The 16272-nt window shown below is 40.6% G+C and carries 16 protein-coding genes; 14 read left to right on the forward strand and 2 right to left on the reverse strand.

Annotated elements, in window-relative coordinates; all coding sequences use genetic code 11:
* Nucleotides 1-23: 23 nt before the first annotated feature.
* Entirely contained in the window at nt 24-1793 is a 1770-nt protein-coding gene (locus MHH26_RS05915) for an ABC transporter ATP-binding protein (RefSeq protein WP_334749135.1), read from the forward strand.
* Nucleotides 1790-3508 (forward strand): ABC transporter ATP-binding protein, encoded by a 1719-nt coding sequence (locus MHH26_RS05920; RefSeq protein WP_340972720.1) that lies wholly within the window; start codon nt 1790-1792, stop codon nt 3506-3508. Before MHH26_RS05915 ends, MHH26_RS05920 begins: the two co-directional genes overlap by 4 nt.
* Here the strand turns inward: MHH26_RS05920 and MHH26_RS05925 are convergent.
* Nucleotides 3495-3755, reverse strand: coding sequence for an acyl carrier protein (locus tag MHH26_RS05925; protein WP_189318235.1), 261 nt, complete (start codon nt 3753-3755; stop codon nt 3495-3497). The two genes, MHH26_RS05920 and MHH26_RS05925, sit on opposite strands and share 14 nt — an antisense overlap.
* Nucleotides 3756-3856: 101 nt before the next feature.
* Between MHH26_RS05925 and MHH26_RS05930 the strand changes: the two genes are divergently transcribed.
* From MHH26_RS05930 to MHH26_RS05945, 4 genes are read left to right on the forward strand one after another with little or no spacing between them, the layout of a single operon-like run.
* Nucleotides 3857-4870: a hypothetical protein gene (locus tag MHH26_RS05930; RefSeq protein WP_340972723.1), complete on the forward strand. Its 1014-nt coding sequence runs from the start codon at nt 3857-3859 to the stop codon at nt 4868-4870.
* 19 nt (nt 4871-4889) lie between these two features.
* A complete protein-coding gene (locus MHH26_RS05935) occupies nt 4890-5468 on the forward strand; it encodes a CYTH domain-containing protein (RefSeq protein ID WP_340972724.1) in 579 nt (192 codons plus the stop codon).
* A gap of 6 nt (nt 5469-5474) precedes the next feature.
* Nucleotides 5475-6620, forward strand: coding sequence for a nucleotidyltransferase domain-containing protein (locus MHH26_RS05940; protein WP_106030873.1), 1146 nt, complete (start codon nt 5475-5477; stop codon nt 6618-6620).
* A gap of 23 nt (nt 6621-6643) precedes the next feature.
* The gene (locus MHH26_RS05945; RefSeq protein ID WP_334749142.1) at nt 6644-7813 is read left to right on the forward strand and encodes a hypothetical protein; all 1170 of its coding nucleotides are present in this window, start codon (nt 6644-6646) and stop codon (nt 7811-7813) included.
* On the opposite strand, the gene MHH26_RS05950 is transcribed toward MHH26_RS05945, so the two are convergent.
* Nucleotides 7810-8892, reverse strand: a complete 1083-nt coding sequence (locus MHH26_RS05950) for a serine hydrolase domain-containing protein (RefSeq protein WP_189318237.1) — start codon at nt 8890-8892, stop codon at nt 7810-7812. The two genes, MHH26_RS05945 and MHH26_RS05950, sit on opposite strands and share 4 nt — an antisense overlap.
* A 109-nt stretch (nt 8893-9001) precedes the next feature.
* Here MHH26_RS05950 and MHH26_RS05955 point away from each other — a divergent pair, with 109 nt between their 5' ends.
* From MHH26_RS05955 to MHH26_RS05990, 8 genes are read left to right on the forward strand one after another with little or no spacing between them, the layout of a single operon-like run.
* On the forward strand, nt 9002-10231 hold the full coding sequence (locus MHH26_RS05955) for a methionine adenosyltransferase (RefSeq protein WP_340972726.1): 1230 nt from the start codon (nt 9002-9004) through the stop codon (nt 10229-10231).
* 5 nt (nt 10232-10236) lie between these two features.
* On the forward strand, nt 10237-11271 hold the full coding sequence (locus tag MHH26_RS05960) for a hypothetical protein (protein WP_340972727.1): 1035 nt from the start codon (nt 10237-10239) through the stop codon (nt 11269-11271).
* A 13-nt stretch (nt 11272-11284) separates the two neighbouring features.
* Complete coding sequence (locus MHH26_RS05965) at nt 11285-11836, forward strand: AAA family ATPase (RefSeq protein WP_106030877.1); 552 nt, start codon at nt 11285-11287, stop codon at nt 11834-11836.
* A 4-nt stretch (nt 11837-11840) separates the two neighbouring features.
* A complete protein-coding gene (locus MHH26_RS05970) occupies nt 11841-12830 on the forward strand; it encodes a phosphotransferase enzyme family protein (RefSeq protein ID WP_334749145.1) in 990 nt (329 codons plus the stop codon).
* Nucleotides 12827-13555 carry an SDR family NAD(P)-dependent oxidoreductase gene (locus tag MHH26_RS05975; protein ID WP_106030879.1) on the forward strand — a complete coding sequence of 243 codons (729 nt, stop codon included), beginning with the start codon at nt 12827-12829 and terminating at the stop codon, nt 13553-13555. Before MHH26_RS05970 ends, MHH26_RS05975 begins: the two co-directional genes overlap by 4 nt.
* Before the next feature lie 14 nt (nt 13556-13569).
* The gene (locus tag MHH26_RS05980) at nt 13570-14343 is read left to right on the forward strand and encodes an SDR family NAD(P)-dependent oxidoreductase (RefSeq protein WP_106030880.1); all 774 of its coding nucleotides are present in this window, start codon (nt 13570-13572) and stop codon (nt 14341-14343) included.
* Between the two features lie 15 nt (nt 14344-14358).
* Nucleotides 14359-15165, forward strand: a complete 807-nt coding sequence (locus tag MHH26_RS05985; protein ID WP_106030881.1) for a histidinol-phosphatase — start codon at nt 14359-14361, stop codon at nt 15163-15165.
* 24 nt (nt 15166-15189) lie between these two features.
* On the forward strand, nt 15190-16272 hold the full coding sequence (locus MHH26_RS05990; protein WP_334749149.1) for an inositol-3-phosphate synthase: 1083 nt from the start codon (nt 15190-15192) through the stop codon (nt 16270-16272).

Here is a 16272-nt window from a genome sequence, read left to right on the forward strand (position 1 = left end):
AAGAGCAAAAGGCTGGTGGTGGATTGAAACAAATCGACAAGGATTCAAAGCAGTTATGGCGTGTTTATTTATGGACACTTTCATTCTTAAAGCCTTATACAGGTAAAGTGATTCTAGTCATTATAAGTGGTTTCGTTATTACCTTGAGCGAGCTCATTATACCTAAATTTATTCAATATTTTATTGAGACCATTTTGCCAGCAAAAGACTTTTCAAAAATGAATGGTTTATTGTTAGGACTGACTGGCTTAATTGTACTTGGTATTATACTGACAGCCGCAAGAAATTTATGGCAAAGAAAATTAATTGAACAAGCCTCAAGAGATTCACAATTTGCTGCCTTCCAGCAAATCCGTCAACTTGGTTTCTCATACTACGAACAACATTCTGTTAGTGAAACACTCTCCTTTGTTAACACACAGACACGAGCTGTACAAGAAATTTACAGACGATACTTCCCACAATTTATCAATCAGATATTATTTATCGCCATCTCACTTTACTTTATGATAAACATTTCTATCTTACTCACATTCATCATCATTCCAAGTTTTATTCTCTACTATGTCTTTGGACCATGGCTTGAAAAAAAGGCAACTATTTACGGTAGACAAAGTGCGGAAGGTTTTCGCACGCTACAAACAAAATTATATGAAAGTCTTGCTTCGATGGAAGAGCTTAGAATTTTAGGCTATATGAAATGGGATATGGAACGGATTCAAACACTGCATGAAAAAGTGCGCCAAGATCATGAGAAAAATGTTTTTTTCGCCTATTTACGAGGAAGCAATCGCAGGCTGACTTATTATATTGGCGCTCTTGCCACTTTTGGTATCGGTATCCATCTTGTAAAGACTGGACAGCTAACGACAGGTGGTTTTGTGGCATATATACTATATTATTTTTCAGCGATGCATATGCTTACTTCCATTGTCACACTTTTAACAGAACAACGGATATTAACCTTTCAAATTGAACCTTTATATCATTTTATGAAAAAAACACCTGATATTAGAGAGCCTCAGCAGCCGGTGCACCTTGATCATGTAGAAGGCGATATCGTGTTTCATGACGTCGATTTTCATTATCCAATGCATCCTCCTTTATTAAAAGGGATGAATCTACATATTCGGCAGGGTGAAAAAGTAGCTCTGGTCGGTACGAGCGGCGGAGGGAAAACATCGCTTCTTAAGCTAATTGGACGCTTTTATGATCCCTCATCCGGGATGATTACAATGAATGGAGTTGATTTGCGCCGTTTACCTACTAGTCAAATAAGAGATGCGATGGGGTTTGTTTTTCAAGAAACGTTCTTATTTAATATGAGTGTAAAGGACAATATTCGTTTTGGAGATACAAGTCTTTCAGATCAACAGATCATTGAAGCCGCAAAAAAAGCAGATTGTGATTCATTTATTAGAGAATTAGAAGATGGATACGACACCATACTCGGGGAAAGGGGATTAAAACTTTCTGGCGGGCAAAAACAAAAAATAGCTATTGCCAGGCTATTTGCTAAGAATCCAAGTGTTGTATTACTCGACGAAGCCACAGCATCTCTTGACAATGTCAGTGAGCAAAAAGTCCAGCAGGCATTACACCAAACATTTAAGGAGTCTACTGTCATTGCAGTTGCTCATCGTTTATCAACGGTAAGACATTTTGACAGAATTATCTTTATAGAAGATGGTTGTGTGTTAGAAGCTGGACAATTTAATGAATTGATGAGGAAAAAGGGGCATTTTTATCAATTGGCGTCTGACCGCTCAGAAAAGGAGGCAGGTGTAACATGAGAAAAAATTGGCTGTTTCTTTTGATCACAAGGCAAAAATGGATGCTCATCCTTGCTCTTTTACTCGTTTTGATTGAAGCAGCAGCTAATTTAGCCATGATAGGACTGCAAAAGTGGCTCATTGACGATGTTCTTTTGAATAGTGGTGACAGTCAACATTTCTCCCAGATCTTGATGCTGTTTGCCATTATATTTCTCGTATATGTTGTAATGTTTGTTGCCAGCCCATATGTGATGCATAAAAACTATCTGATCATCCATCATTCATTGCAGAAAAAGATGTTAGATCAGCTTCAGCAGGTATCCATGAGATCATATAAAACTCACCCAGTTAGTTTTTATTTACACAAGCTTAATCAAGATGTAAAGACAGTTGCTGTCACGGCTGCTTTACATATACCGAAAATTGTACAAACGATTTTTATGGCCGTTGTTTTATCTATCATTTTACTATCTGTGAGTTCTGTCTTATTTTTCTTGCTTCTCTTTGCAAGCACTTGTTATTTCATTGTCGGTAAAAAAATGGCGAAAACGGCAACAAACATAGCAAAAGATGTGCAGGAGAGAAAATCAGACCTATTCGTGCATGTAGAAGAAGGAATTTCTTCTACAAGGGAAGTTGTCGCATTTGATCGACGCAAGTGGGAAATCGGTTTGTATGAAAAGCTATTTAACAAAATGATGGATCGTGTCATGAAGGAAGGTAAGTTTCAAAATAAGCTTCTTTTTTTAACAGAACCATTGAAATGGTTTGGAATACTATCAGTTCTAGTGTTTGGCACATATCAAGTAGCAGCAGGAAACATGTCAATCGGTTTATTTGTCGTCATTTACCAATATGCATCTCAATTAATGAAGAGTTATCAGGAGTTATTCCAGTATGTATTTGAATTTTTCCAACAGCGTGCATCCGTTCATCGAATCGCAGAAGTGCTACAAATGGAAAACGAAGAAAAAGGAACAAAACGAATAGATGCTGTAGAAGACGTGGTGTTTGAAGATGTTTGCTTTTCTTATGAACAAACATCTAAAGGGGCTTTAGACTGCTTGAATCTTCATATTCCAAAGGGAAGGAAAGTGGCTATTGTTGGAGCGAGCGGCAGCGGGAAATCGACGATCTCAAAGCTCACACTTGGACTTTACCGGCCGGATAGCGGGGGAATTTTAGTGAATGGGGTTGATCTATCAGAGATAAAGCCATCTCATTTATTAAAGCGAATAGCCGTTGTCCCGCAAGAGCCCTATTTTTTCCCAGACACTATACGCCTGAATTTAATCATGGGATTAAATGATATTACCGAAGAACAACTTGAACAGGCTTGTGAAGTTGCACAAATTCTTTCCTTCATCAAAGGGCTTGAAAAAGGTTTTGACACAGTCATTGGAGAGAGGGGAATTTCCCTATCAGGAGGACAAAGACAGCGCTTAGCTATCGCCAGAGCGCTTTTAAAACAGGCTGATTTACTTATATTAGATGAGGCGACCTCCGCGCTTGATCGGCAGACAGAAAGGAAGGTTCAAAAAGGGATAGACGATGCCAAAGGGGGCGGCACCCTGCTTGTTATTGCGCACAGATTATCGACCATACAAAATGCAGATATGATCTATGTACTTGAAGGCGGTGCTGTTCAAAGCTGCGGTACACATGAGGAGCTGATGGAAGCCTCCTCGCATTACCGCTCTTTATTTATGGCGCAGGTGATTACAGCGTCTTAGTCAGTTTGTTTTTAACCAAAGTGAAGAGTCGATCTAAGGTGCGGAAGTGGTCCGGATGTAATTCTTCGTCTTCAAAGGCAATATGAAAGGTGTCCTCTAATGAAATAACAAAAGAGACGATTTGGACAGAATTTAGTCCTAAAGCTTTTAAACTATCATCCCGACTTGGCTGCTCATTGAGCGATAACTTATTCATTACAAGTTGGACAATTTTTTCTTCAACTTCAGTTATTGTCAGTTCATTCATGTCGCGGCTCCTTTCTAAGAGATTGATATATGTTACATTTTGGTTGATTAAGGAAAAAAATGCAATTGTTTTTATAAATCTATCATAAGGGGTGGCATTCATTGTCATATGTAAGCTATCAAAAAAAGGATGTTCGTGTGGTATTAGGTGCAGATGAATCAATTCAGAATTTAGTCATAAGTAAAGTGCATCCCTATATTGATTGCAGAAAAATAACCGAAAGACATGAAGGAGACGTTTGGACGATTTTAACCAGTAAATATGCACAAGAAATTCAAAAAGAAGTACCGCTTGAAGAAGTCTTTTACCAAACGAAGATGGAACCCCGCTGCCGCTACCTGTATCACGGAGAGAAAAAAGTGATTGTGATAGATGAACCAAAAGATGTCAGATGGGCAGCCCAGCATGCACTCCGGTTAATAAGAGTTTTGCTTCGCCTTTTGTGTTATCAGGATGGACTCATCTATTTGCATGGGGGCATGATGGAGATGAATCAAAAGGGGATTGCCCTAGTAGGGGGATCAAGGGCGGGGAAAACGTCCACCATCTTATCCATGTTATCATTAACCGAGGCCCGTTATATTACAAACGATGATATAGGTGTTTCATGTACGAACACCGAGTACACAGGAACTGGCTGGCCGAGATCTATGAGTATTCGGAAAGATTCGTTTGAAGCCATTGAAAAGCTTGGTACCCCATACAGACTCCAAACATCGAGTCATCCATTTAACGAGGATGATAAAAACTATCATTTTGTATATCCAGAAGAGTTAGAAAAATGGTTTTCACGTGAAGTCAAAACAATGGGGAAAATCGATGTGATTGTGTTTCCTGAATTTTTACCTCACGGGCAAACTGGTGCAGAACTTTCGAAAATGACTCCGCAGGAAGCAGCGGAACGTTTGAAGCAGCATGCAGTCATTAATCCTGGAAGACATAATGAATTCTTATTACCGTATTTCACATTGCCGACACCTGAAGAGCTAGAACCATTTCTTAACGCACTAGCGGAAAAGGTGCCTTGTTATTCATTAAAGCAGGCATTTACTTCTTTAGAGAAAGGCACTGTCCTCATTCAAGAGCTTCTTGAACAATCTGACATTGTCGTGTAAGACTTTTTGGAGGTGAGTTATGGTTGAGCAGGAGTATAAATATTTGTTGTCACAAACAGATTTTCAGTACATATACGACATGTTAATTCAAAGTCATACACCTACTTATGTACTTAATTTCAATTACTATTACGACACACCAGATTTTTTATTGAAACGATTTGGTTATACCGTACGTATCCGTCAAATCAGCGGCAAACTAACACTTGAAATCAAACGCCCCAGTCAAACGTCTGGCTATAAAAGAGTAAGAGAAGAAACGTCATTACCTATTGAGGAGTTACCGCAAAAACTAGATGTACAGAACATCATGACGTCTTTACCTATTACAATCACTCAACAGCCAGAATTGTTAGGGCTATTGGTCACTGAACGAACAACCTTTTACATTGAGAAAGGCATCAAAGTGGATTTGGACCAAAGCAGCTATCTTGGCATCACAGATTATGAACTGGAAATTGAATATGACAGTGAAAAAGCATATGAGGCAGATCAATTGTTTCATACACTAACTGATGATTTGGACATGCCAGTCAATCGAAAAGGGAAGCGTTCTCGATTTATTACTAGATTTCAATCGTTTTACGGGAAGGAGTAGTCAAACATGCGGGCTGTTTTGGATCAATCTACTCTCTCAAACGAGCAGAGGCTGTTATTACTTAGCTCACGTATTCAATTAAATGAACAAGAAGAAGAGTCTATTAGAGCTCTATTGAAAGATGGCATCGATATGCCTAAATTAATTGGACTGGCATCAAGACATAAGGTGCTTCAACTGATTACGCCTCATTTGATTCGCCTTGACGATGAAAAAAACATTACGACAACATACAAATTTTTGCTTCACTATCACTATATAGGGAATCGTCAAAAAAATATGGAGAGATTCAAAGAATTCAAGCGTCTTTTACAAACATTCCGAAATGCAAAGCTGAAAGCGGTTCCCCTAAAAGGTGCCATTTTAACCCCGCTTGTGTACAAAGATTATGGACTGCGAATGATGTCAGACCTTGACTTCTTAATTCATCCAGATGATCGAAAGAGTGCCTCTTCATTGCTCAAGAAGGAAGGGTTTATCATCGGGAAATATGACTGGGCTGCCGATCAGGAAATACCGATTGCCAGAGAAGAAGAAATGATGTGGAGAATGAATGCCGGGAATCTTTATTCACATATTAAACGGAGCGGAGAAGATTTTTTGAAGGTACACCGAGTCGATTTTTCTTATGATGTTGAGCTGAAAAAAAACTACGAAGCAACAAATGCCTTGCTGGATGCTGCTGAAGAAAAGTCCTTTTTTCAAACAGATGTCTATTTGCTTAAGCCGTTAGATTTTCTTATCCATCTTGCCTTCCATCTATACAAGGAGGCAACAAATGTACAGTATGTCTACTTACATGCAGATCTTAATTTGATCAAGTTTTGTGATGTAAGGGAGTACGTCATGTTTGCTGAAGAGCAAAATCAGCTTGATTGGCATGCTTTGCAAGAAAGAGCGAAGGAATTAGGGGCCGAGAAAGCACTTTTTTACACGTTTACGTTTCTAGATTTATTGTATCAAACGAACTATATTGACCAATTGAAGCAGCTAGACATGAGTGACCAATCATTCTTAGAAGCCTATGGAGAGAATGATTTCGGTTCTTTGAAAATATGGAAAAAATCCTTTATTGAACGTTTTTTCAGCTTGGATAATCGCGATGAGCTTGAAGAGGAACCAGCCATACAGCTATTTCCTGAAAGGCAATAGCAAATTGAAGAGGAGGATTCTATATGGATATAAAAGCGCTTTTTGAAAAGCCAAAGAACGATTTTCCTTATGAAAAATCATTTGTGTTTGCAGGTATCCATTTTAATATTCTTTCAATGGAATCGCTGGCGATTGAAGATATTGAACATTATATCCCAAAAGAATTGGATCGCCGCGAGGGGGGGATACCTTCACAGATTGAAATACGATTTATCATTGATCCGGAGGTCGAACAGTCTGTTCGCAGTGCTTGCTTTCAAAAGGGTGAAACCATTACAGCAAAAAGGAAGTTTACTTATAAACGATTAAAATTAGACGATCAAGTATTATTTGCCTCACATGAAGGTGACGAGCCGCACAGTGTGGCGGTCAATAAAGGGCGTTATGCTGTGATTGGAAAAAACAAAAATGAGTCTGCGATACGCTGTCCACTGCGAATCGTTCGAGAAATTGCCCTTAGAACATTAGAAAATCAAGGTGGATGCTTTACGCATGCAGCAGCTGTCTCTTTTGAAGATGGCCAAAAAGGAGCGCTCATTATCGGCGATAAAGGTGCGGGCAAGTCAACCACTATGTGGCAGTTTTTGCATCATGGAGGAGCAGATTTTATCACAAACGATCGTTCCATTTCAGTGCTTGAAGATCAGGAACTTACTGTGTATGGATGGCCGATGTGCTTGGCGCTTGGAGTAGGAACTGTCCAAGCCACAACAAATATACAGGAACTGAAAAACAAAAAATTCAGCCGGTCTCAAGATAAAAGAATATGGGATGAAACCATATCAACAGAGGAAGAGGCAAAAGAAAAATGGGCCAGCGGCTGTAAGTTTGAAATTACACCAAAAGAAGCTGCTGAAATGACAGGAACAACGATTAGAAGCTCTACGAAAGTAGATATGGTGATTTTCCCCTCACTTAAAATAGGTTCAGGTGAGATTAGGCTTGTGCCGGTAAAAAAGGATGATCAAAGAGCAAAAGAAATTATGGCAGCAAATATAAGAGAACCAGAAGATCCCGACTATTTAAAAGGCTGGCTCGGACTTCGACATGTGTCAGATACCTTTCTCAAGCAAAAGGCATCTGAGCTTATCCATCACTTGTTTAACATGCCATGCTTTTATTTAGAGGGTGATCCGCGTCACCTGCAAGAAGCAATTCCAGATCTGTTAAACAAAAAAGTCAGTTCGATTTAAAGAGACGATTGTCTAAACATTCGTTTGAGCCGGTCTTCACGTTTTTTCATTTGCTCGTGATCTGCTGGCAGCAAAATTTGAAAGAGCATTTCGGCAATTGGCCGTGCGAGCCTTTCGTCAGAGTTCATTAGAATGCAAACACCTAATTTTCGCTTTGGAATGAATCCAATATAGGAGGTGAACCCTTTAATTTCTCCGCTATGTTCAGCTAAGGTGAAGCCGTTAAAAGGTCTCAAAAACCATGAAAGACCAACACCTCTGCTGAAATCTTCTTCAACCATAACGGGGCTTTGCATTTCTTTTAGCGAATGCTGAGGAAGCAGGCTGTTTCCACCGTATTGAGCTTGAATGAATTGAATCAGATCATCTGCTGTGGAGATTAGTCCGCTTGAACCGTCCTCCCAAGATGGTGTTTCAGCACTTGGATAGGATACGTCAGACAGGCCTGAGGAAGAAACTGTATACCCTTTGGCTGTGGATGCTGTTTCAATAAATCCAGTTTGCTTCAAATCGAGCGGTTTTAGTATGTGGGTATGCACTAATTCTCTATATGGCTGATGACTCACCTTTTCTAGCACTTTACTTAATATAGAGTAACCAAGACTGGAATAATTGATGATAGACCAAGGCGGTGTGAAAATAGTGAGTATTTCAATACACTGAGCTAGAGTCATATCTCGTAAATGAGCTGCTTTGTCGAGTGCTTTGGGCAGGCCTGAGATATGAGAGGCAATCATTCGGAAAGTGAGTGGAATTGATTCAGACAAGTGACTTCTTATGAAAGAAAGTAATGGTTCGTAAGTATGAATGGGTTCATCGAGTTGAATCAATCCATCCTCTCGCATTTTCATCATGACCATTGCAGTAAAAGGCTTAGTCACAGAACCAATTCGAAAGGTTGTGTCTTTTGTAATAGGGGTGCCGCTTTCAATATCAGCGAGGCCCTCATGCCACGACCAAATGTGCTCATCTTCATGTGAAATACAAATGGAACAGCCGGGAATTTGATGTTGTTCTAATAATTTCCTAATATCGGTGGTTGTATCTTGCAGACGCTGCAGGATCGATTCATTGATCAAAATAGACACCTCTTTCATACAGAATATATATATATTACCAAATGTTTCATATTGTTTTAAGATGAACGATCAATATTTTTATATTTTAAAAGAGAGCGGGCGATAGATGATGAAAACAATTCAAAAAACCATTCTTGATATTTTAAAAGGTGATGGCCAAGATATAGAACAAATTCCATATGAGCTTGTGGAACGTAAAGGTGTAGGTCATCCAGATACGATGTGTGACGCCATAGCAGAAAGAGCTTCTCAATACTATTCTCAATATTGCATGGAGCATTTCGGCAGAGTGGCACACCACTGGTTTGACAAAGTCATGCTTCTTGGCGGAGATGCTGATGTCACGTATGGGAAAGGGACAATGGTCAAACCGTATCAAGTTGTGTTTGCTGGAAAAGGGGCATACGCATACGGCGATGAGCTCATTCCTCTTAAAAAGATTCTTTTTGATGCGGCAAAGGATGTGTTATCAGAGGTGACAACAGGATTTGATCCTGAAGAACATCTCGTCATTGACTGCCGAATCGTTGATCATCAGGGGGCAGGCCGCAAAAATTCACGATATCGTCCGATGGTTGAAACGGACATGATTGAAATCGGTGATCCAAAGCTTGTGTCAAACGACTGTAACTTACTGCATGCTCATGCCCCATTAAGCCGTCTTGAGAAGCTGGTTCTTTATACAGAGCGTTATGTGAATGGCCCAGAATTTAAAAAGGTCAATCCAGATACCGGCTGGGATGTAAAAATATTTGGAAGCAGACGTCATGAAGATTTTAAACTCATTGTGAACATGCCTTTTCTAGCTAAAGATATTCATAGTCTTGAGGAGTATTTTGCCCGCAAAAAAGAATGCCAAGATCAAATCGCTCGCTATATTCATGAAACGTTAGGCCTCACGCCTGATCTCATGCTGAATGCAACAGATCGTAATGGCCGTCCGTACTTAACAGCGCTAGGTTCTGTAGCAGATACCGGCGATGTAGGAGTTGTTGGAAGAGGAAATAGATTAAATGGACTGATCACCCCAATGCGGTCTATGAGTATTGAAGCGCCGGCTGGGAAAAACCCGCTTGATCATACAGGAAAATTATATGGGGTGCTCGCACAACGGTTGGCAGATCAAATTTTTGAGACCATTCAAAAGCCAACAGAAGTGCATATCTTTACTTCAAAAGAGGCACCGCTCCACAACCCGGATGAAATTGCCGTCCGTATTCAGCAGTGGGATGGAAATAAAGTTGATAGAAAAAGAATTGAAGACCTCATCATGAATGCGGTTCATTCAATGGGTGATGTGACAACAGATTTAATTTTTAAAGGCGTGACAATGTGGTAAAAAGGATGAAAAAAAGAGTCATTGATGCCGTTCATGCATGTATTCATACAAAAGAACCTATGGCAGTGACCATTCATCCATATGAAATTGAAAAACAACAACAATTGAATCAACATCATCTTCTGTTGATGCTAAAGCCTGAATTAACAAGCATCAATAAAGGTGTACAGTTGGATTTAATACTAGATGAACTTCTCCAACGATTAGATGATCGTGATGTAGAAATAGGAGCCGTGCGTGTTATATCATCCTTATATTTGAAAGAAAAGAAAATAATTGAGAATCAATATGGGATGCTAAATAAAATTTCTAAAAATGGCCTGAGTGAAGTGTCAGATGCAGCAAAAAAGATGCTCGACATGAAATACCCAGAGTTTAAAAAGAAGGAACATTTCATATATGGAGGCCATCAATTTTTACAAGAGTACAAAGAGCTCACGCCGTATGGTTTAGAGCTTTTAACCCGGAACGTCAAGGTAGACAAGCTGGGTGCGGGCACATACGCCATAGAGGCCGAGGTGGATGGAGAAAAAATGCTTCTGCTCAATTCATTCCACCCTTGTCAAATAGAGTGGTTCACTTCACCTGCAAAGTCTATTATCGTCATTGAATGTTTTTCAAAGCAGCCAATGAGGATGTTGAGAGAAGATTTCATCGGTGCAACGGACCCTAAAGAGGCTAAAGCGGGTTCTTTTAAACACACGCTGCTGTCGGAGCAAAAACGGTTTGGTTTATCTAACGTGTGTACTCGGTTTAATGGCATTCACCTGTCACCGGGTCCTGTAGAAGCAATGGCGGGAATGATTCACTATTTTAGTACACCTGAAACAAGGATGACTCCCGCGCATACACTTTTTGGCCAGCTGTTAAAGGAAAATGGCTTTTCGGCGGAAGCATTAGATCTATTATGTAAAGATGTGTCCATTCATTCAAGCGAAACGCCCGTATTTGAATTAACAGAAAACCTAAATTGGGATGAAGCACTTGATCTGCTAGTAAAAGTGAGAAACGACATTCAAAAGCATGAACGTGTTCTGTAACGGAGGGAACAACTTGAACAATAAAGGAGCTAGCCAGCGAATTTGGATTGTCGGTCCACCTGGATCTGGAAAAACGACCCTTGCACATCAATTGAAGCAGGAGTTAACGTTACCTCACTATGAGCTCGATGCCCTATTCTGGCAAGCGAACTGGAAAAAAACAGATAAGACGGTGTTTATCGATAACGTCCATGAAATTGTCAAACAAAAGAAATGGGTCGTTGATGGTCAATATTCATCTGTTCACCACATATTGGCTGAATATGCTGATACGATCATTTGGCTTGATGTAAAGAGAAGACAGACATTCCCCCGTCTCATGAAAAGGACATTCAAACGGCTCATCACAAGGGAGAAACTTTGGAATGGAAATAAGGAGAGAATGGGTAACGCGCTCCAATTTTTCTCATATGCCTTTCAAGTCTATCCAGAGGTGATTCATCAAAACGAAAAGCTTTTTCACAAATTAAAAGAAGAATCACATGTGAAATGCCTGCGCATAGACAAGCGGGACGAGGCAGACCAGGTGATTATGAAAATCAAAAACCTTGAGAAAAAGGGGTGAGGACATGACGACATTAGATGATGCTTATAATGTCCTGAAATATTGGTTTTCGGAACAGCCGATCCGTTTAACACCTTTAAACGGAAGAAGCCCTAATGAAGGATGGCTTGTAGAAACGATCAAAAACCGCTTTGTCTTAAAAAAATGTGCAAGAAATCATGATGCGGAGTGGCTTCAATATTTAGAGGATTTAACAGATGCTCTGCTTGATCATGGCTTCCCGATTCAACCTATGATGGAGGCAGAAGACCGTCGTAAGACCATTTTATTCAAAGAACACTTTTGGCAGCTGCGGCCCTATTTCGAAGGAAGACCATATGAAATGGGAAATCGTTCAGATGAACAAGAAGCCATCCGGGTATTAAAACAGCTCCATTCATTGAAGAACTTACCGAAAGGGCCTGTGAATCCAAACTGCGAATTGAAGAACTGGATTACTTCTCCGGACGAAACGCTCGGCAAGACGGCTTACGCACTAAAAAAGGTTGTTTCTTCTAAAAAGGCTGCTGCTTTGCTCAAAGTGTATGAACGGGAACTAATGAATATCATCACGCTGCTAAACCCTAGTATATATGAAGCATTACCTCATGCTGTTACACATGGTGACTTTCATTCTGGCAACCTGTTAATTCGTAACAAAAAGCTTGCCATGGTTCTTGACTTTGATACAGCAGGCTTTAGACCGCGGATATATGATGCAGCCATATCTGCTTTTTTGTTAACGAGAATCAAGAGAGGAACGTTTCAACTAGATATTGTGAAAACGATTCAATTTTTAAAGGCATATGCAGATGACTTATCCGAATATGAATGGCGTTCTATATCTGCTTTTATCAGACTTTTATATATTCCAACAGGGCGGTATTTAACACTGCTGCATACCTATACACCTCACCTACTGAAATGGTATATTGATTGGTCTTTTCAAGCACTAGAATCTGCATCGAACCAGCTGAAGGAAGATTGGTATCTCCAAAAGGAGATGAGAATATGAAGGTCGCTGTTGTCACTGGTGGAAATAGGGGCATAGGCAAAGAAGTATGCAGACAGCTTGCGCAGTGTGGAATGCTTGTTATTTTAACTGCACGGCAGCTTGAAAGTGCCAAAATAGCTGCGTCTGAAATGACAGAGCATGTTGTGCCATTTCAGCTGGATGTAACAAATGAAGAATCGGTTGAACGTTTCTCGGCATTTATGAAAGATTCGTTCGGGAGAGTGGATGTGCTCATTAATAATGCCGGTGTCTTTCATGACAACATAAAGGATCACACATTTCCATCTTTTCTAGATCTTCCTGTATCGACACTCCAAGAAACGATGAATGTGAATGTATATGGCGCAGTCAGAATGACCAAGGCGGTTTTCCCTTACATGAAAGAGGCTGGATATGGACGGATTGTCAATGTATCTAGCGGTATGGGAAGGCTATCCGCGATCTACGCTTCAGGTGATGTCAGGCGTGACGGTAAAAGTGGTCCTTACTACCGGATGTCAAAAGCGGCACTACATGTTCTCACAAAAGTCACAGCTTTAGAGGGGTCACCCTATTCTATCCTTGCAAATGCTGTGTGTCCTGGCTGGGTACAAACGGACATGGGGACCTCAGAGGCTGTTAAAACCATACAGGAAGGTGCATCAGGAATAGTGTGGGCGGCACAGCTGCCCCGAGATGGACCAACAGGAGAATTGTTGAGAGACGGTCAAAGACTTCAGTGGTAAGAGGAGGCAGCTACATGCGAGGTATGAAAGGAAAGACGGTTATTGTGACAGGCGGAGCTCAGGGGATTGGATATGCGGTCGCAGAACGAGCCGCACAAGAAGGCGCACAAGTCGCCATTGCTGATCACTATGTAGATTACGGAATTGCAGCAGAAAAACAGCTCAAAGCAAACGGATATGATGTTTTGTTTATAGAGGCTGATATTGCTGATGAAGCATCAATTGTTTCAATGATAGAAAAAACAGTCAATCATTTTGGGAAAATAGACATGCTGGTGAATTGTGCAGCCATTTTTATCATGCGGGGTCTTGAAGCAACCGTTGAAGAATGGCGGCGCATCATGGATTTGAATATTATGGGACAAGCTCTTTGTGTCAAACACACCGCACCTTACATGGAGAAAATAGGAAAAGGGTCGATTGTAAATATTGCATCCATTTCAGGACACATTGCCCAGCCGAAATATTTAACATATAACGCGACAAAAGCAGCCGTTGTCAATATGACGCGGTGCATGGCAATGGATTTGGCGGATGCAGGTATTCGTGTAAATGCAGTGAATCCAGGTACGGTGTGGAACAAAAATAACGAGCGGTTCCATTTGGAAGAACTTGGATTGACAAGAGAGCAAGCAAATCAGCATCCTGATATTGGCGGGATGCACATGTTGAAACGAACAGCTGATCCAGAAGAGATCGCATCTGCTGTCATCTTCCTTCTTTCAGATGAAGCGAGTTTTATTACAGGAGAAAATTTGATGGTTGACGGCGGCTATACTGCCATGTAGAGGAGTAAAAATTGCATGAAATTTGATCTGCACACACATCATCAACGCTGTGGTCATGCGGAAGGGAACATCAGAGAATATATCGATGAGGCTGTCAAATTAGGTCTTGATTTTATTGGAATATCGGATCACTCCCCGTTCTTTGGTGAAGAGGCTGACCACTTTAAACCCTGGGTAGCGATGGCTAAAAGTGATTTTCAATCATATATAGAGGAAGTCCTGCAGTTGAAAAAGGAATATGACGGAAAAATTCACGTGCTGTTAGGTGTCGAGTCTGACTATTTTCCAGAACACGAGGCCCTTTACCGAGACGTGTATCGACATTATCCATTTGATTATATCATTGGCTCGGTTCATGTCAGTAATGGATATGACCTATTTAACCGGAAACGGTGGGAACGAATCACAGAGCAACAAGCAATCATTGAAAAAGAAACATATTACCAGTTGATTAAAATGTCTGCTGAGAGTCAAATGTTCGACGTTTTAGGCCATATTGACGCCTTAAAAGGTTTTTATCCAGAGATTGCTCATCTCAAAACAGAAGCTGTCGATGATGCACTGCAAGCAATTGCGGAGAGTGGTTCTGTCATTGAAGTGAATACCTCTGGCAAAACAAAAGACTGCGGCGGCTGGTATCCATCAATGGATCTATTAGAGCGAGCCAAATTTTATGGTGTGGATGTCACGTTTGGCTCAGATGCACATCAGCCAGCTCGCGTAGCAGATGATTGGCTGAAAGTAAAACAGACACTGAAGGAATTAGGTTATCGAGAATGGTATATCTTTCAATCTCGTCAAAAGCGAAAATTGGTTCTATAAATTCTAAAAAAAGGGGTTATGAAAATGACAAAAGTTCGCGTAGCAATTGCAGGAGTAGGATCATGCGCTTCAAGTATTGTTCAATTTGTAGAATTGGCAAAGGAAAAGATGGGTACCCTCTCCGGTGTTATGCATGATGTCATTGGAGGTTATCACTTGTCTGATGTGGAATTTGTTGCAGCTTTTGAAGTAGATCAAAATAAAGTAGGAAAAGACTTATCAGAGGCTATTTTTACTAAACCAACGGCTGCAGTAAAACATATAGATGTTCCGTTTTTCCAAGTACCCGTTGAAGCAGGTCCTTTATGTGATGGTCTTGAAGGAGATTTGTCCAACTGCATTCAGCCGCATGAACACTCATTAAAAATGAACACACATGATGTGACGCAAAGATTAAAGGACGTTCAGGCAGATGTACTAGTCTGCTTCTTACCGACAGGTTCGTTTGAAGCAGTTCGAGTATACGCAGAGGCGTGTGCACACGCTCAAACTGCCTTTATTAATGCGACACCTGAACCGGTGGCAAATGATCCTGAATTTGTCAAAATGTTTGAAGAGTCGAATACCCCGCTCCTTGGAGATGACTTAAGAAGTCATTTAGGTGCCACAACACTGCATACAGCGTTAATTGAACTATTAAAATCCCGAGGGGTTGATATTACCAATACGTACCAATTGAATGTCGGAGGCAATACAGACTTTTTAAACCTTGCCAACCCAATGAGATCAACGAGTAAGCAAAAATCGAAGAGAAAAGCATTATTTGCCTCTGGTATTGATGCCAGCGAAGTGGCAGCAGGTCCGAATGGCTATGTCAGCTACTTAGGGGATCATAAAGTCTGCTTCCTGCGATTGGAAGGAAATTCTGTTTTGGATTCAGACATTTCGCTTGAAATCCGTTTACAAGTAGAAGATTCTCCGAATTCAGCTGGTGTTATCGCTAACGCAATGCGTGTAGCAAAAGCAGCTAAAGACATGAATCACAGCGGTGTCATACATGACGTCTGCCCATTCTTATTCAAAAGCCCTCCAATTGGACAAGTAGATTCAGAATCATTGCGTCTATTCAATGAATATGTAGCAAATGCTGAGCTGAAAAAGGTGTGA

Source organism: Bacillus sp. FSL K6-2839 (assembly GCF_038003365.1).
Lineage (GTDB): Bacteria > Bacillota > Bacilli > Bacillales > Bacillaceae > Bacillus.